General features: G+C 38.2%; 23 protein-coding genes. 19 read left to right on the top strand and 4 right to left on the bottom strand.

The genetic code is table 11. The annotated features are described in order from the left end of the window. Positions 1-8 precede the first annotated feature (8 nt). Positions 9-926 (bottom strand): aminoglycoside phosphotransferase family protein, encoded by a 918-nt coding sequence (locus ACLHDF_RS20740; protein WP_413920530.1) that lies wholly within the window; start codon positions 924-926, stop codon positions 9-11. Between the two features lie 92 nt (positions 927-1,018). Here ACLHDF_RS20740 and ACLHDF_RS20735 point away from each other — a divergent pair, with 92 nt between their 5' ends. Both ACLHDF_RS20735 and ACLHDF_RS20730 read left to right on the top strand, forming a co-directional pair. Next, complete coding sequence (locus tag ACLHDF_RS20735; RefSeq protein ID WP_413920529.1) at positions 1,019-1,216, top strand: hypothetical protein; 198 nt, start codon at positions 1,019-1,021, stop codon at positions 1,214-1,216. A gap of 132 nt (positions 1,217-1,348) precedes the next feature. Next, complete coding sequence (locus tag ACLHDF_RS20730) at positions 1,349-1,762, top strand: GNAT family N-acetyltransferase (RefSeq protein WP_413920528.1); 414 nt, start codon at positions 1,349-1,351, stop codon at positions 1,760-1,762. 39 nt (positions 1,763-1,801) lie between these two features. Here ACLHDF_RS20730 and ACLHDF_RS20725 read toward each other — a convergent pair whose 3' ends face one another. Together ACLHDF_RS20725 and ACLHDF_RS20720 are read right to left on the bottom strand one after the other, a co-directional pair. Then, complete coding sequence (locus ACLHDF_RS20725; RefSeq protein ID WP_413920527.1) at positions 1,802-3,388, bottom strand: hypothetical protein; 1,587 nt, start codon at positions 3,386-3,388, stop codon at positions 1,802-1,804. A 150-nt stretch (positions 3,389-3,538) separates the two neighbouring features. Beyond that, entirely contained in the window at positions 3,539-4,075 is a 537-nt protein-coding gene (locus ACLHDF_RS20720) for an IseA DL-endopeptidase inhibitor family protein (RefSeq protein WP_413920526.1), read from the bottom strand. Between the two features lie 292 nt (positions 4,076-4,367). Between ACLHDF_RS20720 and ACLHDF_RS20715 the strand changes: the two genes are divergently transcribed. From ACLHDF_RS20715 to ACLHDF_RS20650, 14 genes are all read left to right on the top strand, one after another. After that, entirely contained in the window at positions 4,368-4,490 is a 123-nt protein-coding gene (locus tag ACLHDF_RS20715) for a hypothetical protein (protein ID WP_013057357.1), read from the top strand. Positions 4,491-4,789: 299 nt separating this feature from the next. Continuing rightward, positions 4,790-6,025 carry a Zn-dependent hydrolase gene (locus ACLHDF_RS20710; RefSeq protein WP_413920525.1) on the top strand — a complete coding sequence of 412 codons (1,236 nt, stop codon included), beginning with the start codon at positions 4,790-4,792 and terminating at the stop codon, positions 6,023-6,025. Positions 6,026-6,192: 167 nt separating this feature from the next. Then, a complete protein-coding gene (locus ACLHDF_RS20705) occupies positions 6,193-6,831 on the top strand; it encodes a response regulator (RefSeq protein ID WP_413920674.1) in 639 nt (212 codons plus the stop codon). 4 nt (positions 6,832-6,835) lie between these two features. Further along, positions 6,836-7,957 (top strand): sensor histidine kinase, encoded by a 1,122-nt coding sequence (locus ACLHDF_RS20700; protein WP_413920524.1) that lies wholly within the window; start codon positions 6,836-6,838, stop codon positions 7,955-7,957. A gap of 101 nt (positions 7,958-8,058) precedes the next feature. Further along, the gene (locus ACLHDF_RS20695; RefSeq protein ID WP_413920523.1) at positions 8,059-8,997 is read left to right on the top strand and encodes an ATP-binding cassette domain-containing protein; all 939 of its coding nucleotides are present in this window, start codon (positions 8,059-8,061) and stop codon (positions 8,995-8,997) included. A 19-nt stretch (positions 8,998-9,016) separates the two neighbouring features. Then, on the top strand, positions 9,017-10,123 hold the full coding sequence (locus ACLHDF_RS20690) for an ABC transporter permease (protein WP_413920522.1): 1,107 nt from the start codon (positions 9,017-9,019) through the stop codon (positions 10,121-10,123). Between the two features lies 1 nt (position 10,124). After that, the gene (locus ACLHDF_RS20685) at positions 10,125-11,273 is read left to right on the top strand and encodes an ABC transporter permease (RefSeq protein ID WP_413920521.1); all 1,149 of its coding nucleotides are present in this window, start codon (positions 10,125-10,127) and stop codon (positions 11,271-11,273) included. Positions 11,274-11,517: 244 nt separating this feature from the next. Then, positions 11,518-12,708 carry an iron-containing alcohol dehydrogenase gene (locus tag ACLHDF_RS20680; protein ID WP_413920520.1) on the top strand — a complete coding sequence of 397 codons (1,191 nt, stop codon included), beginning with the start codon at positions 11,518-11,520 and terminating at the stop codon, positions 12,706-12,708. Positions 12,709-12,753: 45 nt separating this feature from the next. Continuing rightward, positions 12,754-14,187, top strand: a complete 1,434-nt coding sequence (locus ACLHDF_RS20675; RefSeq protein WP_413920519.1) for a GntP family permease — start codon at positions 12,754-12,756, stop codon at positions 14,185-14,187. Between the two features lie 412 nt (positions 14,188-14,599). Continuing rightward, complete coding sequence (locus tag ACLHDF_RS20670) at positions 14,600-14,926, top strand: IDEAL domain-containing protein (protein ID WP_413920518.1); 327 nt, start codon at positions 14,600-14,602, stop codon at positions 14,924-14,926. A gap of 124 nt (positions 14,927-15,050) precedes the next feature. After that, on the top strand, positions 15,051-15,623 hold the full coding sequence (locus ACLHDF_RS20665; protein WP_413920517.1) for a DJ-1/PfpI family protein: 573 nt from the start codon (positions 15,051-15,053) through the stop codon (positions 15,621-15,623). Between the two features lie 72 nt (positions 15,624-15,695). Next, a complete protein-coding gene (locus ACLHDF_RS20660; RefSeq protein WP_413920516.1) occupies positions 15,696-16,808 on the top strand; it encodes a CdaR family transcriptional regulator in 1,113 nt (370 codons plus the stop codon). Positions 16,809-16,939: 131 nt separating this feature from the next. After that, entirely contained in the window at positions 16,940-18,352 is a 1,413-nt protein-coding gene (gene glcD / locus ACLHDF_RS20655; RefSeq protein WP_413920515.1) for a glycolate oxidase subunit GlcD, read from the top strand. After that, positions 18,349-19,668: a (Fe-S)-binding protein gene (locus ACLHDF_RS20650; RefSeq protein ID WP_413920514.1), complete on the top strand. Its 1,320-nt coding sequence runs from the start codon at positions 18,349-18,351 to the stop codon at positions 19,666-19,668. Before glcD ends, ACLHDF_RS20650 begins: the two co-directional genes overlap by 4 nt. 27 nt (positions 19,669-19,695) lie before the next feature. Here the strand turns inward: ACLHDF_RS20650 and ACLHDF_RS20645 are convergent, their stop codons facing one another. Next, positions 19,696-20,700, bottom strand: a complete 1,005-nt coding sequence (locus ACLHDF_RS20645; RefSeq protein WP_413920513.1) for an LLM class flavin-dependent oxidoreductase — start codon at positions 20,698-20,700, stop codon at positions 19,696-19,698. A 227-nt stretch (positions 20,701-20,927) separates the two neighbouring features. Between ACLHDF_RS20645 and ACLHDF_RS20640 the strand changes: the two genes are divergently transcribed. The 3 genes from ACLHDF_RS20640 to ACLHDF_RS20630 all read left to right on the top strand — a co-directional run bounded on the left by ACLHDF_RS20640 (position 20,928) and on the right by ACLHDF_RS20630 (position 22,443). Then, positions 20,928-21,569, top strand: a complete 642-nt coding sequence (locus ACLHDF_RS20640; protein ID WP_413920512.1) for a DUF1796 family putative cysteine peptidase — start codon at positions 20,928-20,930, stop codon at positions 21,567-21,569. A gap of 88 nt (positions 21,570-21,657) precedes the next feature. Next, the gene (locus ACLHDF_RS20635) at positions 21,658-21,939 is read left to right on the top strand and encodes a hypothetical protein (RefSeq protein WP_413920511.1); all 282 of its coding nucleotides are present in this window, start codon (positions 21,658-21,660) and stop codon (positions 21,937-21,939) included. Between the two features lie 99 nt (positions 21,940-22,038). Then, the gene (locus ACLHDF_RS20630; RefSeq protein WP_413920510.1) at positions 22,039-22,443 is read left to right on the top strand and encodes a YkvA family protein; all 405 of its coding nucleotides are present in this window, start codon (positions 22,039-22,041) and stop codon (positions 22,441-22,443) included. Positions 22,444-23,122 lie beyond the last annotated feature (679 nt).

Genomic DNA, 23,122 nt, shown 5'->3' with positions numbered 1-23,122 from the left:
TTAGGCTCTTATTTTTTGTATCCGTAATAGCGTTCATATAAGTGCTGAAATGCTTCTATGGCACTTAAAAAAGAAGTAGCGTCTTGGCGGTCTTTTATTAACCAGCACGTGGCTAGTACAGAATGAGCATATCCCCACAGTAAGATTCGTTTTTTACTTACGTTTAATTCTTCGACAAATATATTGATTCGATGGTCAATCGTCTCTGCCGGGTTTGTCTTAGGCAGATGATTTAAAAGAAAAGGGATGATTTCGTACTCTTTTTCTCCAATTAACCCTTTTGGATCGATAATTTTCCACGTATCTTCAACAGATTGTAAGATGTTATCATGATGCAAGTCGCCGTGCAGCAGAAAAAGCTGCTGAGAAGATCGATTTAATTCAGAAAAAGTGGCTAGTGCATTCTGAAGCGTTTCCGAAGAAAGAAAATCAATACCGCTCGGGTGCGTTTCTACACACTTTCGGAGCTGTTTCTCTCTTTTAACGGCTGTGTCGATAGTGGAGTCTAAATAAGGCACACGCCATAGAGATTTCATGAGCTGAGCAGCTATTAACGTAGCTTCGTCTTTAGTTGATAAAGAGGAAAGTGAGCGTCCGGGAGATAGCTTTTCAAGCAGTAAAATGCCTTTTACAGCATCACTGTCCACTACCTTTACCATGTTCTCTCCAGCTAGTGCTGTCAGTGCTTCTTGTTCATGAAGTAACTCTGAAGTTTCTACAAAAAGTTTGACAACTAGTTCGCTTCCATCTGTTTTACGCGCAGGAGCAACAAAATGGTAAGAAAGAGGAAAGTGACTGTGAATGTTGATACACCAGCGCCGTTTACAGTAGCGAATCAGCTGAGGAAAATCAGCGAGCCACTCTTTACCTTTATGAGGATGCAGGTGAGTAACGGTATCACAAAATGCTCGAGGCAGCGTATACATGAGGACAACTCCTTTGTCGTTTCCATTTTTTTTCGATAAACTCATCATATACAGCCTACATAGAATCTGTAAAGAAAGAGGAGATTGTATATATGAAGAAAGCGAAGATAAAATCCCCTTGGGCACTCGCGGGGTTTCCTATTTATATCATTGGGTTTGCCATTTTACTTGCTGGAAGCGCACCGGCGTGGTTAGAAACAGTGAGTAAACTCATGATTGCTCTTGGAGTCATTTTGCTTATTATTGCAGGAATTGATCTTAAAAAACGAAAAAAATCACTTCAAGCTTAAAAAACTGCCTTTTGGCAGTTTTTTTATTTTAAGAAAGGGTAACATGATAACTAGATAAAAATGTTGAATTATTATTCTTTTTGATGTATAAATATAGATATAGAAAGCAACGGTATTGAGAGGAGAATGAACGTGTCCTACGTAACAAAAAAAGAAATTCCGCCATTTGAGCAGTTTGCAGCTTTGCATGAGGCAAGCGGATTACATAAAAGTAAAAAAGGCAATTATACAAAAGAACAGCTGTTTGAAGCCGCAGCCAACAGCTGGTTTAGAGTCGGTATTTATGATAATGACCGGTTAATTGCATTCGGCCGTATGATTTCAGACGGAATTTATCAAGCGCTTATTTGCGACGTGATGGTGGATCCCACATACCAAAACAAAGGACTTGGAAAGCAAATTATCCAAGAGCTGTTGACGAAATGTCAAGAAAGTGGAATCGAATCAATTCAGCTGTTTGCAGCAAAAGGAAAACATCATTTTTATAAAAAATTAGGATTTCAAGAAAGAGAAGAAGACGCGCCAGGCATGTCGCTTGTTATGTAAAAAGCTCAGTGATCAATCATACTCACTGAGCTTTTTGTATTAGGCGGTTTTTAAAACCGTGCGTTTTTGGACTAAGTTCCAAGCAACTTTTACTAAAAAAACAACCAGCAAAACGTTCAGCATAGACGTAGCGAACATAGAAAATGGATAGGACGTGCTGTTTTGCATGTTGCTGTCACCATATAAAACAAAAAAAGTGTTCATAAAAATACTGATGCTAAATCCAAGGGATAAGTACAGCAAGTTTTTGTCTTTTAAATAAATATAAGCGAGTAAAGCAAGCGCTGCTGCTGGAAATAAGTAGCGTTCATGCATGCTTGAAGAAAACGTAAATACCCCTGAAATTTGAATAAGCGCTGCAAGAGCGGCGTATTTGAAGCTGCGCCCTTTTATATAAATAAACCATGAAAAAACAGTTGTCACGACGATGAAAATAAGTCCCCACGTGTGATAGCTGAAAAACAGCAGCGTTGTAGAGCTGTCTTTATAGTTTGCGCCTATTAAACTAAAGAAGTTATAGGCGTTAACAGAAGCATACGGGTATTCTCCAATGGTTGATGAAAACAAATCAATAATCCACGTTGGACTTTTTCCAACTGAAAAAGGTAATAAAATCGCTGCAGCAGTGAAAGCCGCCGTTAAAGCAATGCCAAAAAAATGTTTCACTTGCTTTAGGCGAATGAGTTCAAAAAACAAAATTGGCAGAATAATAATCGCTTGCGGCTTCATTAAGACCGCTGCTGTAAAAATAACGGCCGACGCGTAAATTCTTTTTTCCGTAATCATCACAATCGCTAGGACAATAAGTAAAGTGAAAAATGAATCGACTTGTCCCCAAAACGTTGAATTGATTAAAATCGCCGGATTAAATAAATACCCAATTGTTAACAAATACGCAAAAGAAGGTGCGAAGTACTTACGAGCTAAACGATAGAGTAAATAAGATGTGACGACATCTGCTAAAATAGGCGGAATCTTAATCAACAGCGAAAAATACTGCTGAAAATCTGGTAAACTACTAACTTTTCCAACTATAAACAAGATATAAATATAAAACGGCGGATAATCGCTTCCACTTTTAGCGTAGAAGTTTGAAAAATGATTGGCCGCAACCGATGCCCAGTTTTTGAAGAGAGACGCATCCATGTGGGAGCCTACCCACGGAATAAGCGCGATCCGAATAAATAAACCAGTGCCAAGTAATGCCCATAAAATAACGCGAGAATGCCGTATAGAATGATGCCATTTCTTTTTCTTTAATAAGCCGTAAACGAAAGCCGCTGCTGTAAAAAAGCCCACGGTATAAAGCGCTAGCGGTGTTTCATAGTCTTTATTAGCTCCTTGACTTCCTGCACCGTTATCCATAGATAAGTTATGGAAAGGCGTCACGTGTTCTCCAGAATTGTTAGACGAAGCAGGACCGTTTCCTGAAGGAAGACGATAATCCCTCGCATTATTATCAGGAGCAGATATACCATTAGTAATCTTTTTTAACTGATGACTTTCTTGAATCGAAAATAAATGTTCCTCTCCTTTATAGTGTGATAGTGAAACGATACTGAAAACAAATGCTAAAAGAAAAGCCGCTATGACGATAAAAGCCGTTCTTTTTTGTAGTATGTTCATATAAAATCCTCCGATGACAATGTATCGAATAAGTAGTAGTGTGTATCCATACTATAAGGGGAATTGATGAAAATAAAGTGAAACTTCTTCAATAAAGAGCTGAAGGGAGCATAAAAAAAAAAGGCCTTAGTAGACCTTGTTTTTTATTACTTATAGTACAGCATCAAACTTATTTACTTTCCACTGTGAACCAGATTTATAAAATGTAACAGTGCGTTTTACACTTCCTCCGTCAACTGTTGGAACCGTAAATTGATAAGAGCGAACATCGGCGCGCTGATAAGTTAGTTTTGCTTTTGCTTTGTTCCACTCTAGCATACTGAATCCGTCACCGACAGGACGAGCAAGCTTTCCATTATATGTGATATAGCGATAGTTTGTTAATCCTTTTTGAATAGCACTGTTTGTAAAAGTTTCAGATAAATAGCTTACGAGTTTACTTTTTGTATTAAAATCTTGACAAAGATATGAGTACTGAGTGCCTTTATAATTAAATGTTTGTTGAGTACATAGATTACCTTTAGATCCATGAAGTGCATTCCAGAAATGGTTGCTTGCGTTTGCTGCAATCTTTACCGCATTAGTCGTTGATAGATTTTGTGATGCTGCTTGAGCTGTAACTCCTGTGCTTAGTGAAAAGAAAAGAGCAAGTGATGCTAAGATTATTCCAAATTTTTTCATTTCCATTTCCCTCCTACTCATTCATTGAAATATATGTAACATTCATGTTGTTGATATTACAATTGTTACATTTATATTACAATACTTCTTTAAAGAAATAAAGAGTATTTCTTATATATGTTTGAATTATTCCCGTATTTTCTTAAATAAAACGTAGAATTAAAAGAAAACATATAAACAGTATGTCAATTATGTGTCACATATTTCGTCGCTTTACAAGTTCGTATATAATAGGAATAAATCGACCAATACGCTGATGTAGATAAATGGGTCAGATACAAAAGGAGAACGTAAACTAATGGGTGTTTCAGAAGTAACATCAGGAATTATTATTACCACTGCTGTAATTGCTATTGTGATTATTACAGTTGGTGTTTTGGCTACAATGATTGCGATTGCGAAGAAAGCAAATAAAAAGTAAGTGTGTAGAGGAGAGTTAGTATAATAACTAATTCTCTTTTTTTTGAAAAAAACCTATCGCTATTTTTATAATAAAAATGCATAAATAACGCGTGCATTATTCATAGAAAAAAGCAGGAAATTTACTTTTTGAAGCTAATAGATACATAAGGCAAGCTGCGCACTTTCATTATAAAAATAATGGAAGGGGTTCTAACAGACTTCAAGTGATATCGCCTATTTTATGTCATAATGAATGATATTCATTAACACAGCATCTTAGACGCACTTTATAACCAAATAATGAGGAGAGTGGTTGAGTTGCAACGACAAAAAGTAGCAGTGAATGGAGAAAGGTTAAAAAATACGCTTGAACGATTTGCCGATTATGGACGAACACCGAATAACGGCGTAACCCGCTTAGCGCTGTCAGAAGAAGATCGGTTAGCACGAGATTATTTTTGTTCATGCTGCCGTGATCTTGGAATGGATATTAAAATCGATGACCTTGGATGTATTTACGCCACGCTTGAAGGACTAGAAGATAAGCCGCCTGTTGTGATAGGCTCACACATGGACAGCGTAAAAAAAGGCGGAAGATTTGACGGAATACTCGGTGTAGTTGCAGGACTAGAATTAGTAAGAACGCTGGTTGAACATAATATTAAGCCGAAGGTACCGATTACGATTGTTAACTTTACAAATGAAGAAGGGGCGCGTTTTGAGCCTTCTATGATGGCTTCAGGTATTTTATCGGGCAAATTTCAAAAAGACGTTATGATGAAGAAGATGGATGTTGACGGCGTGACCTTTGAGCAAGCGCTTCAAGCGTGCGGGTATGAAGGTGATACGAGTAACCGTCTGACGAAAGCCTCGGCATTTGTGGAATTACATATTGAACAAGGACCTATTTTAGAAAGAGAAGCCAAATCTATTGGCGTAGTCGAGTGTGTGCTCGGAATGGTATGCTATGAAATTGAAGTTACCGGAGAGTCAGATCACGCTGGCACGACGCCGATGGATATGCGAAAAGACGCGCTTTTTGCAGCCAATAATTTAATTTCTGAAGCCCGTCATGAGCTCGGCAGATTAGATTCAAATTTAGTCTATACAATGGGTCGTATGAACGTACTGCCTAATATTCATACCGTTATTCCACATAAAGTTATTTTTTCGCTTGAAGCGAGACATACAGATGAAGACATCATTGCATCCGTGGAAAAAGTCATTCAGTCACTGCCTGACCAAGCGGAGCTGTTAGAAGGCTGCGAAGTGCGAGTCACCAAGCTTTGGGGACGTGATACCGTTTGGTTCGACAAAACCATTTGCGATGAAGTAGAAGAATCCGTTCGTTCGCTTGGCTATTCCTATAAGCGAATGGTAAGCGGAGCTGGACATGACGCACAGTTTTTAGCTAGCTATATTCCGACAGCTATGATTTTTATTCCGAGCGTAAACGGAAAAAGTCACTGTGAAGAAGAATTTACTCCTTGGGAAGAATGCGAAAAAGGTGTAAATGTGCTTTTAGAAACGGTAATCAAGTTAGCGCAGAAGTAACGGGAAAAAGAGTAAATCTGCGAGGGTTTACTCTTTTTTAATGCTTAGAAAAGACTGCAAACTATCACATTGAATTTTTGGTTTATTATGGATACAATAAATGAGAAGCATGCGGATGGATGTGAAAGAAGGATGTGAAAAAAGGTGAGGTATTCTCACTTACAGAAATGAAAATTACTATTATTATTGCAGATGATAATTCGTTTATTCGAGAAGGAATGAAAATCATATTAAATACATACGAGGATTTCGACGTAGTGGCTACTTTAAAAGATGGTCGGGAAGCCGTTCAATATTGCAAAAATTATTCCGTCGATATTGCATTGTTAGATGTAAGAATGCCTGTTATGGACGGTGTGGAGGCTACAAAGCTCATTTCAGAGTCAACGCAAGCAAAGCCGCTTATTTTAACTACGTTTGATGACGACGAATATATTATTGACGCTGTAAAAAACGGAGCTAAAGGCTACTTGTTAAAAAATACAGAACCAGAGCGCATTCGAGACGCAATCAAAAGTGTGTTCAACGGGCATACGGTTCTTCAAGATGTTGTGCTTGATAAGATTAAATCAAGTTTAAACGCTACATCTGATCGCAATTCAAAAGCAGATATGACACAGTTTACAGAGCGTGAAACAAGCATTATGACGCTGATTGCCAAGGGGCTTTCGAATAAAGAAATTTCTAAAACACTTTTTATTTCAGAAGGTACTGTAGCAAACTATATTAGTTCGATTTTAAGTAAAACGGGACTCGAACACCGCACTCAAATTGCTATTTATTATTTAACTGGTAAAGGAAAGTAGGGCTATGGAAGTCGGGTTAATGATGACTAAGCTCATCCTTATGCTGTTTTTGGCTATTACATACATTCAGTTTAATTATGTACACTCCATCTCAGCTATTGTGTTAGCGCTGCTTCTTTACAGCTGTGTTAATATCGCCTCGTCTATTGTGAAAAAAAGCGTGTTCAAGCGTATGTTTGCTGCTATTTCAATTGTCCTTATCTTATATTGTGCGTATAAACTTCATCCGTTGTTTTTTCTTCTTTTGCCGCTAAACCTTTGTGAGCTCATTGGAGAATCAGTCGCAAAAAAATGGATGGTGCTGCTGATTGTTTTGCTTCCAGTGCTGCTTGTTCCCTCTGATATTAGTGCGCTGTATGCTTTAGTCGCTGCGTTTACTTTCTTTATTTATACAGGAGTAGCTCTCTATCAAAAACGGACCATCAATTATGAACAAAAGCTCGATGAAATGAGAGTAAGTATGCAAAAACTGCAAAAGTATGTCAATGAAAATAAAGAGTACGTGAGACAGTCTCAATATGCTTCAAAATTAGAAGAGCGAAATCGACTATCGCAGGAAATTCACGATAAGATTGGTCATTCAATGACAGGAGCGCTTATTCAAATGGAGGCAGCGAAGCATGTGATGAAGCATGATCAAGAAAAAGCGCTGTCTCTTCTTCAAAATGCGATTACGATTTCTAAAGAAGGTATTGAAGAAATTAGATTAACGTTAAAAAGTATAAAGCCTCCAGCTGAGCAAATAGGAATCAGCAGGCTCAAATTATTTATTGGTGAATTCGAGGCCAAGCATAGTATAGCCATGCCTCTTGTATACAAAGGGAATTTAGATCTTATTACGCCTCTTCAGTGGAAAATTATCCATGAAAATATAACGGAAGCTATTACAAACGCCTTAAGATACGCAGAAGCAACGATGATTGCGATTGAGCTTCATGTACTCAATAAAATGGTTAAAGTAGAAGTAAAAGACAATGGAAAAGGCGCTCTTTTGTTTCAAAAAGGACTTGGTATAGCAGGAATGGAAGAACGAGCTGCTTCAATTAACGGAACGGTCATTGTTGACGGGGCAAACGGATTTTCTGTTACTACACTGCTGCCGATAGGTGAGAAACTTCATACATAAATAATGAGATTTCTCATGGGGAAAAGGTGAACTTATGCACTGACGTAAGTTTGCCTTTTTTTCATAAAATAAGGATATACCAACACACTAGAGGTGAAATGATGAACGTATTATCAATTCAAAAATTAACAAAGAAATTTGGAGATTTTATTGCGGTAGATAATTTATCTTTACAAGTAGAAGAAGGAGATATATTTGGCTTTTTAGGAACAAACGGAGCAGGGAAAAGCACAACCATTCATATGGTGGCTAGTCTGCTTCAAAGCAATAGCGGCGATATTGAAGTGCTCGGGAAAAATATAAAGAAACATCGAAATTTTGCAAAGGTGAACATTGGAATTGTTCCGCAAGACTTAGCGATTTATGAAGATTTGACAGCATATGAAAATGTGAAGTTTTTTGCAGGACTTTACGGATTAAGAGGCTCATTGCTTAACGAACGAGTCGAAGAAGCTTTAGCGTTTGTGGGGCTTTTAGATAAACAAAAGGCGTATCCGAAAAGTTTTTCAGGAGGAATGAAACGAAGGTTAAATATCGCATGCGCAATTGCTCATCGCCCAAAGCTTATCATTATGGATGAACCGACGGTGGGCATTGATCCTCAGTCAAGAAATTATATTTTAACATCTGTAAAAAAGCTAAATGAGATGGGAAGCACAATCATTTATACGAGTCACTATATGGAAGAAGTAGAAGAGGTATGTACAAAGATTGCGATTATTGATCACGGCAAAATTATTGCTGAAGGAACAAAAGAGCAGCTGAAAGCTATTATTACCGATACAAAAGATATTTGGATTGAAGTAAAAGCAGCCGATGATATAGATTGCAGCGATCTAAAAGAAATTCCCGGCGTAACAGCCGTTACGTATGAAGATGGAATCATTAAAATTAATTCAAGTGCAGAAGTGAATAACTTGAACAAAGTCCTTCATTATTTAATGACGCACCATATCGAAATTAAAGCAGTTAAAGAACAAGCACCAAATTTAGAGACGGTCTTTCTGACGTTGACAGGACGCAGTCTAAGAGATTTATAAAAGAAAGGAGGAATAACGAATGAATATTATTGCAATTGCTTTGAAAGAAATGAAAAGTGATCTGCGAGATAAACGTGCCTTTATCTTTATGATTCTCTTTCCGCTAGCTCTTGTCCTTATTTTAGGAACGGCTTTGTCTCAAGCCTTCAATAACGATATGACGATAGACGACAGTTACGTTCTATATAAAATTGACACAAGTAATGAAGCATCTGCTGCTTTTAAGCAGTTTGCTGCAAATGCCAAAAAATCTGGCATTCACTTTAAAAAGCTGAAAAAAGATCAGAATGGAAAAAAAGAAGTAAAAGAGCAGCGCTATACAGCGTATGCAGAAGTGAAAGATCAAGAAATTCATCTTTACGGAAATGAAGAAAACAGCATTGAATTTAACATGGTGCAAGGTATGTTAAGTACGTTTGTTGATAAGTACAATGTGGCTATGGAAGTGGCCAAAGTAAACCCCCAGCAAGTGGATAACCTGCTACGTGCGTCTAAGCGTGACTATATTCAAGAAACATCCCTTCATTCTCAAAAACAGCCTAATTCAATAGACTACTACGCCATTTCAATGACCACCATGATTGTTTTGTATGGATCTATCTCAGCGAGTTATTTAATTAGAGGAGAGCGTATGCGAAATACAGCCAATCGATTAGTAGCAGCTCCGATTAAAACTGCTGAAATTTTTGCAGGGAAAATTTTAGGTACTGTTTTGGTTCACTCGATTTGTGTATTAGTCGTGATTATGTCGACTAAATACTTTTTTCACGCCAACTGGGGAGATCATTTACTCCTAGTACTGCTGATGTTAGTATCTCAAATTCTTTTTACCATTAGTTTTGGGTTAGGAGTTAGCTACCTAACTAAGACAGAAGCGGCGGCAAGAGCGATCATCATGGTTGTTATTCAAGTGTCTTGTATTGTGGGAGGAACCTATTTTCAAAATGGATCTGGAGAGGGCTTCGTCAATGTATCACCTTTAACTTGGATGAATAATGGACTTATTAAATTGATTTATACAAATGATATCGGTGCTTCTCTTCCAGTTATTGGATTGAATGTAGGCTTCTCTATTTTATTCTTGGGTATAGCAATTGTGCTTTTGAGAAAGAGAGAGGGGTTATAACATGAAAAATATCATGTGGCTTGTAACGAATATGCTGAGAAATATGCTGCTTAGAAACAAAAGAACGCTTGTGCTTGTTATTGGTTTGCCTATTGCAGGTATTTTAATGTCTGTTCTTATTTATGGAAATGCAGGAGGAGCTTCGGTGAATATCGGAGTTGTCAATCACGACTCAACGGATATCACAAAAGATACAGTTCAGTTTTTAAAAGGGCTGCACAAAACAAATGTCAAAATGCTCACTGACAAAGAAGTGGATCATGAAATTACTTCAAAGAAAATTGATGCAGTGATTACATTTGAAAAAGGGTTTTCTGAAAGCGTCAAAACGAACCAACCAGATCATATTACGATCACTTCAATAAAAGGAGCAGAAGTAACGAGCTTTATTAAGTCTTATTTGTATCAATATATTGATAATATTTCTGCGCTTAATCAAGCAGCTGAGGGTAACGATGCTGAGTTTAAACAAATGTATGAGAGCTATCAAAAAGCGCCGTTTCACGTGTCTACGCATGCACTTGAAGACAAAGGAACAGATCAGAATATTGTCAAGCAGACAATTGGGTATTTAATTATGTTTATGCTTTTTTCTGCGGTGAATTTATCCGCTCTTATTACAAAAGAAAAAGAGCAGCGAACGTATTTTAGACTGTTAGCTTCTCCAGTTAGTGCAAGGCAATACGTGATATCCAATGTTATTACAAACATGATTTTATTAACTTTACAAGTAATGATTACACTTGTTTGTATTACGACTCTTTTTCACGTAGATATGAACATTCCCGTCTGGCAGCTGTTTTTGATTTTAGTACTGTTTGGGCTAGTAGCCATCGGCTTGTCGCTTGTAATTATCGCTTTTACAGAAAGTTCAAAAGCAGCGAATGGTCTTCAGACGCTTATTATTACGCCAACTTGTTTACTGTCAGGGTGCTTTTTCCCGCCTGAATTCATGCCGGATGTGATGCAGAAAATAGCCGATTTTCTTCCTCAAACGTGGGTGTTAAGCACGTTAAAAAGTGTTCAACAAGGAGCTGTTTTAAGCAGCCTATGGTTAAATATCAGTATTTTACTAGCTTTTGCGCTCGTTTTTTTCCTGCTGTCTATTTATAAATTAAATCGAAATAATACTGTTCAAAAGTTTATTTAAATGATAAAGTCAGAGAATACCTCTGGCTTTTTTTGTAATTTTTAAAAAGTTACAAAAAAAGATTGAAAAATATAAGATGAAATTTTAGAATGAAAGAGGAAAGGGGTATATAAAAAGAGAATAAATAGGGGAGAAAAACGAAGTTCATGTTGGTTTTTTGCACGAACAAATGAAATCGCTTACATAAGTCAGCGTGAAAATACGGAAGGAGAGATTGTTAGCGAGATAACAAGGGGGAAAAACAGTGGCAATTTATGAATTACTTGTACCACGCACGGTTTTATACGGAGAAGGATCATTTTCTAAAATAGGAAAGCAGGCTGAACTGCTGGGAACAAAAGCATTGCTTATAAGTGATGACGTTATGGTGAAAGCAGGAAATGTAGAAACTTGTCGTCGTTACTTAGCAGAGGTTGGCATGGACTGTGCCGTGTATACAGGGGTGAATTCAGAGCCAACGGATATTCATCTAGATGAAGCGCTTGCTGTATGTAAAACGGAGCAGTGCGATGTGGTTATTGCTTTAGGGGGAGGCAGCTGTATCGATACTGGAAAAGCGGTTGCCGTTATGATGACAAATGAAGGACATCTACGCACGTATTTTCAAAAGCAACGAAATTTTCAGGATAGCCCTCTTCCTTTGATTGCGGTGCCTACGACTGCCGGAACAGGCTCAGAAGTGACCAAAGCGACGGTTATTACAGACACGGCGTATGATGTGAAAATGATGCTCGCAAGTCCTCAATTATTGCCTGATACAGCCATTGTTGATCCGTTATTAACTCGATCATGTCCGAAAAATGTGACAGCAGCTACAGGAATTGATGCACTCAGTCATGCAGTGGAAGCGTATTTATCTAGAAAAGCGCATCCGTTTACAGATTCACTTGCGATTCAAGCGATTGAATTAATCATGAAAAATATCCGCCTTGTGTACAGAAATGGAGAAAATATTCAAGCAAGAAACGAAATGGCCTATGCTTCTATGCTGTCGGGAATGGCGTTTTCAAACTCATCCGTTGCTCTAGTGCATGGGATGTCACGACCTATTGGCGCGTTATTCCATGTGCCGCACGGGATTTCTAATGCCATGCTTTTGCCTGCCGTTTTGGATTATACAAAAGAGGCTTCAATAGATCGTTTAGGTGAAATAGGACAAGCTCTTTTTCCAAATGTATCATATACCAAAAAAGAAGGAGCAAATGTGTTAATTGAAGCCATTAAGCAGCTTTGTATCGATTTAGACATTCCTAATCTTCAATCGTGGGGCATTGATCGACAGCTATTTTACGCGGCGGTTGAGAAAATGGCAGCGGATGCGATTCAAAGCGGAAGTCCTGCTAACCATCCGGTTGTACCGACGGTAGAAGAAATTATTCAGCTTTATTACACGTGCTATGAATATGAGTTTGAGTCTACACTTTATAAAAAATAAGATGAATTCAAGACAAATTGATTGAGGGATGAAAGGGGAAACGTTATGGATTTGCTGATTATTTTGCTGTCTCTGGGGCTTTTGATGCTGATTGCTTACCGCGGATTTTCAGTTATTTTGTTTGCTCCGCTTTGTGCGTTACTAGCCGTTATTTTAACGGAACCAAGCTATGCACTCCCGTTTTTCTCAAATGTTTTTATGGAGAAAATGGTTGGGTTTATTAAAAACTACTTCCCTGTCTTTCTATTAGGAGCTGTCTTCGGGAAGATGGTTGAAATGTCTGGAGTCGCTGAGTCGATTGCGAAAACCATTGTTAAAGTAGTAGGGGCTAAACGTGCCATCTTGGCTATTGTTTTAATGGGGGCAATCTTAACGTATAGCGGAGTAAGTTTATTCGTTGTTGCGTTTGCAGTTTATCCGTTTGCGGCTAACTTATTCCGTGAAGCGAATATTCCAAAACGGTTAGTACCGGGAACGATTGCATTAGGAGCTATTTCGTTTACCATGGATGCGCTTCCGGGTACACCGCAAATTCAAAACGTTATTCCAACGACTTTTTTTAAAACAGACATCTATGCTGCTCCGACACTGGGGATTATCGGATCGGTTATTGTCTTTAGCTTAGGTCTTTGGTATTTAGAAAGTCGAAGCAAAAAAGCGAGAAAAGCTGGAGAAGGCTACTACGGATTTAATAATGAACTAGCGGCTGCTGCAGAACTAGAAAAAGAGTCTGTACCTTCTACAGAACCTAACTATGAACCTAGCGTAGCAAGACAGATTCTTGCATTTGTTCCTCTTGTGCTTGTAGGGGTTGCAAACAAATTTTTCACCGTTTCTATTCCAAAATGGTATCCAGACGGTTTTGATTTTGCCAAAATTGGCCTTGAAGCGTTCGGAAAAGTAGATTTAACCGCAGTTGTTGGTATTTGGTCAGTGGAGTTGGCACTTGTTATCGGAATTATTGCAACGATTGCGTATGATTGGAAGAGAGTGACCACCGGTTTCCAAGCAGGTCTTAACGCAAGTATTGGCGGAGCGCTTCTTGCTGCGATGAATACGGGAGCTGAGTACGGCTTTGGAGGCGTTATTTCATCTCTCCCTGGGTTTGCAGTCGTTCGTGACGGTATTTCACATACGTTTACAAATCCGCTTGTCAATGGAGCCGTCACCACCAATATTTTGGCAGGTATTACAGGCTCTGCTTCTGGAGGTATGGGAATTGCGCTTAGTGCGATGGGAGATAAGTATGTAGAAGCTATTAATCAGTACAACATTCCTCCTGAAGTTATGCATAGAGTTGTAGCAATGGCATCAGGTGGTATGGATACGCTCCCTCATAACGGAGCCGTTATTACACTGCTTGCTATTACGGGGTTAACCCACAAACAGTCTTACCGAGATATTTTTGCTATCACTATTATAAAAACGCTTGCATGTTTCTTAATCATTGGAATCTACAGCTTAACTGGACTCGTATAATAAATAAAGAGGCTAGGACAAAAGTAGTTTAGTTGAAGAAAGATCCGAACGATGAATCCAGGTTCTTATTTGAGAATCAACTTCGTTCGGATTTTTTTATTGTGATGGTGAACGTAGGTTTCATGTATGTAGTTACTTCTAGCGGTTGATTGGAGGGCAAGGCGAAGACTCCAGCGCGGAAAGAGGAGCCTTGCACGGAAATCAACAGCGGTGTACTAAGTGATCCATGCTAAATCATTTACCCCATCTGTTTGTTTTTAGATTGGAGTGATTTAGTTATATTCCAAGCTTTTTGCTATAAAACAGATTCTTTGACTTTCTAAACTGTAAGTATTATGATTACACTACTTTCTGCAATACTATATGCCGTTATATTAGCTTTTAGCATGTTTATGAAGAAGGGAGAATGACTATGAAGCTATTTGAAGGAAATTTAAAAGTAGGCGACTGGGTCAAAGGAAAGTCTCGCGATGGTGAACTTATATATGGATATATTAAAACGATTAATCCGTCTAAAAAAGCAGCACTAATCAATGTGGTGAAAAGTGATGATGAAAAAATGGTGGGAACAACCATTGGCATGATGGATGAAAAAATAGAGAAGCTGCCCCTTCAAAAAACGGTGCATGAAGAGCAGATTCTTTCATTGATTGATCTCGCGTTGTTAACGAAAGACGAAGCTTGGTTTATCGAATTAACAGCTGAATTAAAAAGATTACAAGATAAAAAGCAAGGCTGACATTCCTGATGAAGGAATGAAGGCCCTGCTTTTTTTTATTATTCATATGAGGAAAAAGCAGGAATGAAAAGCAGTTGGAGAGAAGAAGTAAATGACGACATTAAGAAAGAAAAGGTGATGAAAGATGAGTAAACGAATCTTAATTTTAACAGGAGATGCCGTGGAGGCTTTAGAAGTTTTCTATCCGTACTATCGCTGCTTAGAAGAAGATATTCAGTGTACCATTGCTTCCCCCGTGAAAAAGAAGCTCCAAACGGTTGTTCATGATTTCCTTCCAGAAATGGAAACATTCACAGAGAAAACAGGATATAAAATTGATTCTCACGCTTCCGTAGATGAAGTTGATCCCGCTGATTATGATGGACTTATTATTCCTGGAGGAAGAGCGCCTGAATACATTCGAATGAACACAAAAGTTCAGGAAATTGCTGCTCATTTTTTAAAAGAAAGTAAACCTTTAGGCGTTATTTGTCATGGTCAGCTCGTGTTAACGACGGTGAGAGAGTACCTGGAAGACAGAGAAGTAACGGCTTATCCTGCTTGTCGCCCGGAAGTAGAAGCGGCGGGTGCTGTGTTTATTGAACAGACGCTTCACGTAGACAGAAACTTAGTAACAGGACAAGCTTGGCCTGATTTACCTAAGTTTATGAAAGAATTTCTTAAAGTACTAAAAAAAGCTGAAAAAGTGAACGCGTAATAAAAAAAGGAGGGCTGAGAGAAAACGATTCTTTCAGCTCTTTTAAATGATTACAGATGAGGTGTAGACAACGTGCAGCTTGTGTCTGAGCTTTCGAGGAAAATTATAAAAGAAGTGCAGCTTGTGATGAAAGAACATGTGATTGTAACGGATCCACGTGGAATTATTATTGCCTCAACGGAAGAAAAGCGGGTTGGCTGTTTTCATGAAGGTGCATGGAAGGTGATGCAAAGAAAGCAAAAACTATATATCTCCAAAAAAGAGGCAGCGGATTTAAAAGGTGTTAAGCCAGGTATTAACTTACCCATCAGCTATCAAGGAGACATTATTGGCGTTATTGGCATTACAGGTACTCCAGAAGCTGTTGAGCCTTTTGCAGACATTATTCGAAGATTAACGGAGTTAATTATTCGCGAAGCATATTATATAGAAGCAAAGGAATGGGAAAATAAAGGAGTGGAAGCTTTTTTTCGTGAATGGATTTATGGCCAGCAAGTAGATGCAGAATTTATGGAACGAGGTCATACTTTAGGAGTACAAGTAGACAGTTCTTATTGCTGCACTCTGTTTCAATTTGACTCATCTCTTTCTAAAAATAAGCAGCAGCAGGTACAAGAAATGATTCGCTACTGGTTTGAAAGTCATAAAGATGAAGGAGATTATATCGCAAACTGGGGATACGACCGCTTGCTTTTACTGAAAGAGGCTGTAAGTGAAAAGGCAAGACAAGGATTTAAAGAAGAATTGAAAAAATGTCAGCAGTACATTCAAGCAAACAACCAAGTTATTATAACCATTGGCGTAGGAAAGCCAGCGGAGCAATTTGATTTGCATGCTTCATATGAAGAAGCGAAAAAAGCGCTTAAAGTGGCTTCGAAACGTCAAACCGTCGTTTTTTACGAGGAACTGCTGATGGACATGATTTTAGAAGACGTTTCTGAACCCGTAAAAAAGGAATTTTTGGGTCGAGTGCTTTCCTCCCTTGAAAAAGAAAAGGAGCTTCTCGAAACGCTGAAATATTATTTGGACAATGATCAATCATTAAAAAAAACGGCGATTGATTTACATATTCATATTAATACGCTACATTACCGCTTGAAACAAATGAAAGAGCTAACAGGCATTGATCCAAAAAGCGTAAAGGGCCTCACGCTTTTTTACCTTGCGCTGTCTCTACTAGAGTGAAGTGCGCTCTTCATTAGATAAACATACAAAAAACGAGTTTTTAAAGCCCTTTTTTTTAGTCTTTTATCCATAGTCCCATGTTGCTTCTGCCACTATAATAAGATTAAGAGATACATATAAGGAGGAACGTTATGCTTAATGAACAAACAAAAGCAAAGCTTGTTGAAGTTGTAGGAGCAGCCAATTTTCAAGATAGCGGTGAGGCAAGACTCGTGTATTCTTATGACGCAACACCTAACTTTCAGTCGCTTCCTGATGCGGTTATTATGCCCGAAAACAAAGATCAAGTGAAAAGGATTTTAACGATATGTAATGAAGATCATGTTCCTATTGTTCCAAGAGGTTCAGGTACAAATTTAAGCGCAGGAACGTGTCCAACGCAAGGTGGAGTTGTTCTTACATTTAACCGAATGAATAAAATTTTGGAAATTGATGAAGAAAATTTAACCGTTACCGTTCAGCCGGGCGTTATAACGTTAGATTTAATTAAGGCTGTAGAGGCAAAAGGTTTATTTTATCCTCCTGATCCAAGCTCTATGAAAATATCAACCATCGGGGGAAACATCAATGAATGCTCAGGAGGGTTACGAGGTTTAAAATACGGCGTGACAAAAGATTATGTTCTTGGTCTTGAAGTAGTGCTTGCAAACGGCGACTGCATTAAGACCGGAGGCAAGCTAGCTAAAGATGTAGCCGGATACGATTTAACGAACTTGTTTGTCGGTTCTGAAGGAACGCTTGGCGTTGTGACAGAAGCAATTTTAAAGCTCATTCCAATACCAGAAACAAAACAAACCCTGCTCGCACTATTTGAAGACATGGATGCAGCTGCTAAGACCGTTTCAGCTATTATTGCGCATAAAATTATTCCAGCTACGCTTGAATTTCTAGATCAGCCCACGTGCGAAGTAGTAGAAGATTTTGCACAAGTTGGGCTCCCAACAGATGTAAACGCTGTCTTATTGATTGAACAAGATGGCCCACCAGAGGTAGTGAATCGCGATATCGAAATGATTTCACGCATCTGCAGCGAAGGAAAGGCTGTATCGGTAAAAGTAGCGGCTTCGCAAGCAGAAGCAGAAGCTTTAAGTACAGCAAGAAGATCTGCGCTTTCTGCTTTAGCGCGAATGAAGCCAACGACGATTTTAGAAGACGCAACCGTTCCTCGGTCTAAAATTAGTGAAATGGTAAAAGCGATTAACGAAATTGCTGTAAAATATAACGTTAAAATCTGTACGTTTGGTCATGCGGGAGATGGTAATCTGCATCCAACTTGCTTAACGGATGCACGCGATGAAGAAGAGCTTCAGCGTGTCGAACAAGCTTTCGAGGAAATTTTCCACAAAGCTATCGAGCTTGGGGGAACGATTACGGGCGAACACGGAGTGGGAGAAATGAAAGCACCGTATTTAGCGTTAAAAATGGGCGGAGAAGGAGTAGCTGCGATGAAAGCAATCAAGTATGCTCTGGACCCACAAGGAATTATGAATCCAGGTAAAATTTTTGCTAAAGACACAAGAAAAAGAGTGGTGGTTCGTTCATGACGGCAACAAAAGACATTCAGCAAGCGTTCAAAGAGCGTTTAGATTATGACGAGTTAATGAATTGTATGAGATGCGGTTTTTGTTTGCCTAGCTGTCCTACGTATGGACAAACGAATCAATATGAAGCAGCGTCACCGCGTGGGAGAATTGCCTTAATGAAAGGAGTGGTAGACGGGCTCATTGAACCTGATGAATCCGTTGAAAAACAATTGAACCTTTGTCTTGGCTGCCGAGCGTGTGAACCTGTTTGTCCTTCGGGTGTGAAGTACGGGCATTTATTAGAAGAAGCGCGTGATATTATTCAGCAGAAGAAAAAACATAAATGGCCGGTAAAAGCGCTCAGACATATGGTATTTGACCAGCTTTTTCCGCATAAAGAACGATTAAAAAATGTACATTCTCTGCTTGCTTTCTATCAAAGAAGCGGCTTGCAAAAAGCTGTTCAAAAAACAAATATATTAAATGTTTTCCCCGGTAATCTAGCACAAATGGAAAAAACGCTTCCGCCTGTGCCAACTAAAAAAGAAATGAAAGAGCGACCTTTTTTATTTGAAGCAGAAGGAACAGCAGAGCGTACGGTTGCTTTTTTTACAGGGTGTTTAATGGATACGATGTTTATGGAAACAAATAATGCAACGATTGCGCTTTTACAAAAAGCGGGGTGTAAAGTCATAATACCGGAATTGCAGACGTGCTGTGGTGCACTGCATGCGCACGGAGGAGAAAAAGATCAAGCAAAGAAGTTAGCGAAGCAAAATATTATAGCGTTTGAATCCATTCAAGCCGATGATATTGTTCTTAATGCAGGAGGATGCGGTGCGCTGTTAGTGGAATACGATCATTTATTAAAAGATGAACCAGGATGGGAAGAAAGAGCTGCGGCTTTTTCTGCAAAAGTCAAAGATTTTTCAGAGATTCTATTACAGCAGCAATTTATGGAAAAACAAAAGTTATCGCTTCCAAGTCAAATTATTACGTATCAAGACTCGTGTCATTTGAAAAACGTGATGAAAACGTCCAGCGCACCGAGAAAACTAATCCAAGCGATTAACGGATCGGTGTTTAACGAAATGGAAAATGCCGATCATTGCTGTGGATCAGCGGGTATTTATAACTTAACGGAACAAGAGATGTCCATGCAAATTTTGGATTACAAAATGGAAAAAGTGAAAGAAACGCATGCACATACAATTGTAACAGCAAACCCTGGCTGTCTCATTCAAATGAAGCTAGGTGTAATAAGAGAAGGAGCAGAAGGAAGTGTAAGAGCGATTCATCTTGCAGATTTACTTCTTGAAGCAGTGGAAAGTAAATAAAAAAGGCCGACATATCCGGCCTTTTTATTATTTGAACAGCTGAGAAACAATTTCGTACGAACGAAGGCGAGCTTTATGATTGTAAATTTGAGCATTAATCATAAGTTCATCTGCTTCTGTTTCTTCAATAAATTGTTCAAGCTTGACTTTAATTGTCTCAGGGCTTCCGACAATGGAAGAGCCCAACTGCTGTTGAAGAGAAGCTTTTTCAAAGTCAGTCCATAATTCATCCATATTATCCACAGGAGCTTTTAGTTTACCTGGTGTGTTTCGAATTAAATTTAGAAACTGCTGCTGCATAGAAGTAGCCAAGCGTTCAGCTTCTCTATCTGTATCAGCAGCAATTACGTTTACACCTAGCATCGCATATGGTTTCTCTAACACGTCAGACGGCTTAAAATAACGGCGATACATATTAAGAGCTGTCATTGTATTATTAGGTGAAAAGTGACTTGCAAATGAAAATGGCAAACCTAGCTGAGCAGAAAGCTGTGCGCTGAAACCGCTTGAGCCAAGTAGCCAAATCGGAATATTTAACCCTTCCCCTGGAACAGCTTTAACGCGCATTTGGCTTTCTGAAGCAGGTTTAAAGTATTCTTGTAGTTCAGCTAGTTGTTCTGGAAAGTCACTGCCGTCGCTTCTGCGATCACGTCGCAGCGCATGTGCTGTCAGTTGATCTGTCCCGGGTGCTCTCCCTAAGCCTAAATCAATACGCCCTGGAAATAGTGATTCAAGCGTTCCAAAATGCTCCGCAATAACAAGCGGAGAGTGGTTAGGAAGCATAATACCGCCAGAACCTACGCGAATGCGTGAGGTGCCTGCAGCTACATGGCCAATTACAACAGAGGTAGCGGAGCTTGCAATACCTGTCATATTATGATGTTCAGCTAGCCAGTAGCGGTTATACCCCCATTTTTCAGCGTGCTGAGCTAAATCTAATGTATTTCTAAGTGAGTCAGATACAGTTCCTCCTTCGACTACAGGAGAAAGATCCAATACGGAAATCGGAATATCTTTTAATTCTTTACTCATCAATTTCATCTTCTTTCTTTAAAGACTTCATACGCCTTGTTATTTCAATGGAATACAAGTATTTTAACAATAATCTTTCGAGTTCCAAAATATTTTGCTTCGGTTATTTTCGTTAAATGGTTCTTCTTTTATTACACAAGCTCCTAAGAAGCAAAAAGCTTGTACAGTATAAGGCAGAAGCCGCCTCTTTCTATAAAAGGTTGTCATATTTTATAGGAGAAGGGAGGATGAATATGGTTACTTTAAGTGAACTAAAAAGCAAACGGTACGATATGATATACAGTTTAGGCTATAACTGTTTTCCAGGGATATACATGAAAAAATATTCTTTGCGAAAACAAGCCGGCGTGATTGACTGGTGTATTAGTATTTCTCTTTCTCATGTAAATAAGCTTCTGAAAAATCGCTGTAAAGATTTATTTTTATATGAACATTTAACCTACGTCAGTTCTTTCGGAGATGGTTCCACGCTTAGACTGCGAGATAAGGTGTATCAAATTGATTCTGCTCATGATTTTCCATCGTCTATTAATACAGAAGATAACTGGCTTTCGTATAATGAAGTTAAAGAAAAATATGAGCGGAGAACGGAGCGGTTTTTAACGTCGCTGGAAACTAGTTCTTGTATATTGTTTATTCGTATGGGTGGAACGTATGAAGAAGCAAAAGAATTAGAGCATATCTTAAAGGGAATGGTCAAAAACGATTTCTATATCCTGTTGCTGACAAATAGTGAAAAAGAACTTTTGTCTGAAGCTAATTGGGACTTGCCGTATACGTGTGTCTTACATGCACTTATTTTTTCAATGGACGTACTGCGCGATGATAAAGTATGGGAAGAGCTTTTAAGCGGGCTTATTATAAAATAAAAGGAACTCTTTTTGCTTAATTAGGGCATGAAAAAGCTCGTTTTTTTCATAGACTTTGTTATATCTGTTTATCAAAGGAGATGAAAAGATGGAATCCGATGTGCGGAAAGCGATAAAGGAAATTGTATGGCTGCTACTAGAACAAGACCAGCGCTGGAACGAGTATTTAGTACAGCTGGAGGATTTAAAAATACAAGTGGATTTGAATAGTTCCGCATATGAAGTTCTCAGAAAGATGACGGGTAATTACGAAGTGTTGCTTGAACATATGGATCTCATTCAACAGTTTGAAAATCATTCTAAAAGTAAAACAGCGCTGAATGACTTAGTTACCATCGTTATGAAGCATTATTCATTAAAAAATTCCTAAGCCTGCTTTGTGCAGGTTTATGGAGTTTAATCTCTCAATGGAATCGGGTAGAGATAATCGTTTATAATAAGTACATATGGTGATGAAAGGGTGATCGGTATGGAAGAGAAACAAGAAATTGTAGCCGTTCGTACAGAGGAAACAGCCAAATACTATTCGGAAGAAAAATTTTGGGACAAGCTTAAAAAGTTTGGTAAAAAAGCGGGAGCGAACGTTGTTTATGCCGTATTGCTTTTATACTACACGCTGCAAAAGCCTGATATTCCGCCAAAAGCCAAAGCAGTTATAATAGGAGCATTAGGGTACTTTATTCTTCCTTTAGATTTAATTCCGGACTTTGCAGCAGGAATTGGGTTTACAGATGATTTAGGAGCTTTAGGGCTTGCATTGATTCAAGTTGCCATGTACATTGATGAAGATGTTAAACTAAAAGCAAAAGAAAAAATTAAAGCGTGGTTTTCAGAAGAACACAATTTTTCTATTATTGATGCTAAAATAAAATAACGTTATGATTTAAGCGTAACCATTAAATAAAGTGAACGAAAGAAGATGACAGATGAGCCATCTTCTTTTTAACGAATAATATATAGATCTTTAAGACTATATTTATCTATTTTATGTAAAAAAAACAGGATTAAAATATTTTTTTCATTAAAATTTTAAGCAATGTAATTGAATAATTGCCCTACAAATGTTAAGTTAAAACATGTTCATAAATTCGTCACAGAAAGCAATATACAAATACGTAAAATTATTTGTAAAGAACTTGTGAAATTATGGAATTTTCTAACTGGGAGTTTCAAACTCTTACACATCATTCCTCGTCAATCAAAAGTAGCTTTCTTTCGTTATAAGATTAAGCATCTTTCATTTGAAGGTGTTTTTTTTCAGTCTAAGTAAGCTAGCAACATGATTGTATGACAAGTTTTCAATAAGGTTGTATAGTTACTGTATTGTATGACAAGTTTTGTGTGATTTGACGTTAACTAAATGAACAGCCTCGAAGTAAAGAAATGATTGCAGAAAAACAAAGTCCATGCGTTTTAATGAACCATTATACGTTACTTCATATTCGTAGAGATATTTAGCAAAAGGGGAGATGAATGGCCTGACGTAAACAAGATCCATAGACAAGCCTTAGAAAATAATTACCTTTCTAAGAAAGCAAAATTATATGATTGAT

Source organism: Priestia megaterium (assembly GCF_046599315.1).
Lineage (GTDB): Bacteria > Bacillota > Bacilli > Bacillales > Bacillaceae_H > Priestia > Priestia megaterium_F.
The sequence above is the reverse complement of the archived record's forward strand: the minus strand, read 5'-3'. Positions and strand labels throughout refer to the sequence as shown.

Coding starts and splice junctions, on each gene's coding strand:
- ACLHDF_RS20740 (WP_413920530.1), bottom strand. CDS start 926: ATGTATACGCTGCCTCGAGCATTTTGTGATACCGTTACTCACCTGCAT.
- ACLHDF_RS20735 (WP_413920529.1), top strand. CDS start 1,019: ATGAAGAAAGCGAAGATAAAATCCCCTTGGGCACTCGCGGGGTTTCCT.
- ACLHDF_RS20725 (WP_413920527.1), bottom strand. CDS start 3,388: ATGAACATACTACAAAAAAGAACGGCTTTTATCGTCATAGCGGCTTTT.
- ACLHDF_RS20720 (WP_413920526.1), bottom strand. CDS start 4,075: ATGGAAATGAAAAAATTTGGAATAATCTTAGCATCACTTGCTCTTTTC.
- ACLHDF_RS20715 (WP_013057357.1), top strand. CDS start 4,368: ATGGGTGTTTCAGAAGTAACATCAGGAATTATTATTACCACTGCTGTA.
- ACLHDF_RS20705 (WP_413920674.1), top strand. CDS start 6,193: ATGAAAATTACTATTATTATTGCAGATGATAATTCGTTTATTCGAGAA.
- ACLHDF_RS20700 (WP_413920524.1), top strand. CDS start 6,836: ATGGAAGTCGGGTTAATGATGACTAAGCTCATCCTTATGCTGTTTTTG.
- ACLHDF_RS20695 (WP_413920523.1), top strand. CDS start 8,059: ATGAACGTATTATCAATTCAAAAATTAACAAAGAAATTTGGAGATTTT.
- ACLHDF_RS20690 (WP_413920522.1), top strand. CDS start 9,017: ATGAATATTATTGCAATTGCTTTGAAAGAAATGAAAAGTGATCTGCGA.
- ACLHDF_RS20685 (WP_413920521.1), top strand. CDS start 10,125: ATGAAAAATATCATGTGGCTTGTAACGAATATGCTGAGAAATATGCTG.
- ACLHDF_RS20675 (WP_413920519.1), top strand. CDS start 12,754: ATGGATTTGCTGATTATTTTGCTGTCTCTGGGGCTTTTGATGCTGATT.
- ACLHDF_RS20670 (WP_413920518.1), top strand. CDS start 14,600: ATGAAGCTATTTGAAGGAAATTTAAAAGTAGGCGACTGGGTCAAAGGA.
- ACLHDF_RS20665 (WP_413920517.1), top strand. CDS start 15,051: ATGAGTAAACGAATCTTAATTTTAACAGGAGATGCCGTGGAGGCTTTA.
- glcD (WP_413920515.1), top strand. CDS start 16,940: ATGCTTAATGAACAAACAAAAGCAAAGCTTGTTGAAGTTGTAGGAGCA.
- ACLHDF_RS20650 (WP_413920514.1), top strand. CDS start 18,349: ATGACGGCAACAAAAGACATTCAGCAAGCGTTCAAAGAGCGTTTAGAT.
- ACLHDF_RS20645 (WP_413920513.1), bottom strand. CDS start 20,700: ATGAGTAAAGAATTAAAAGATATTCCGATTTCCGTATTGGATCTTTCT.
- ACLHDF_RS20640 (WP_413920512.1), top strand. CDS start 20,928: ATGAATATGGTTACTTTAAGTGAACTAAAAAGCAAACGGTACGATATG.
- ACLHDF_RS20635 (WP_413920511.1), top strand. CDS start 21,658: ATGGAATCCGATGTGCGGAAAGCGATAAAGGAAATTGTATGGCTGCTA.
- ACLHDF_RS20630 (WP_413920510.1), top strand. CDS start 22,039: ATGGAAGAGAAACAAGAAATTGTAGCCGTTCGTACAGAGGAAACAGCC.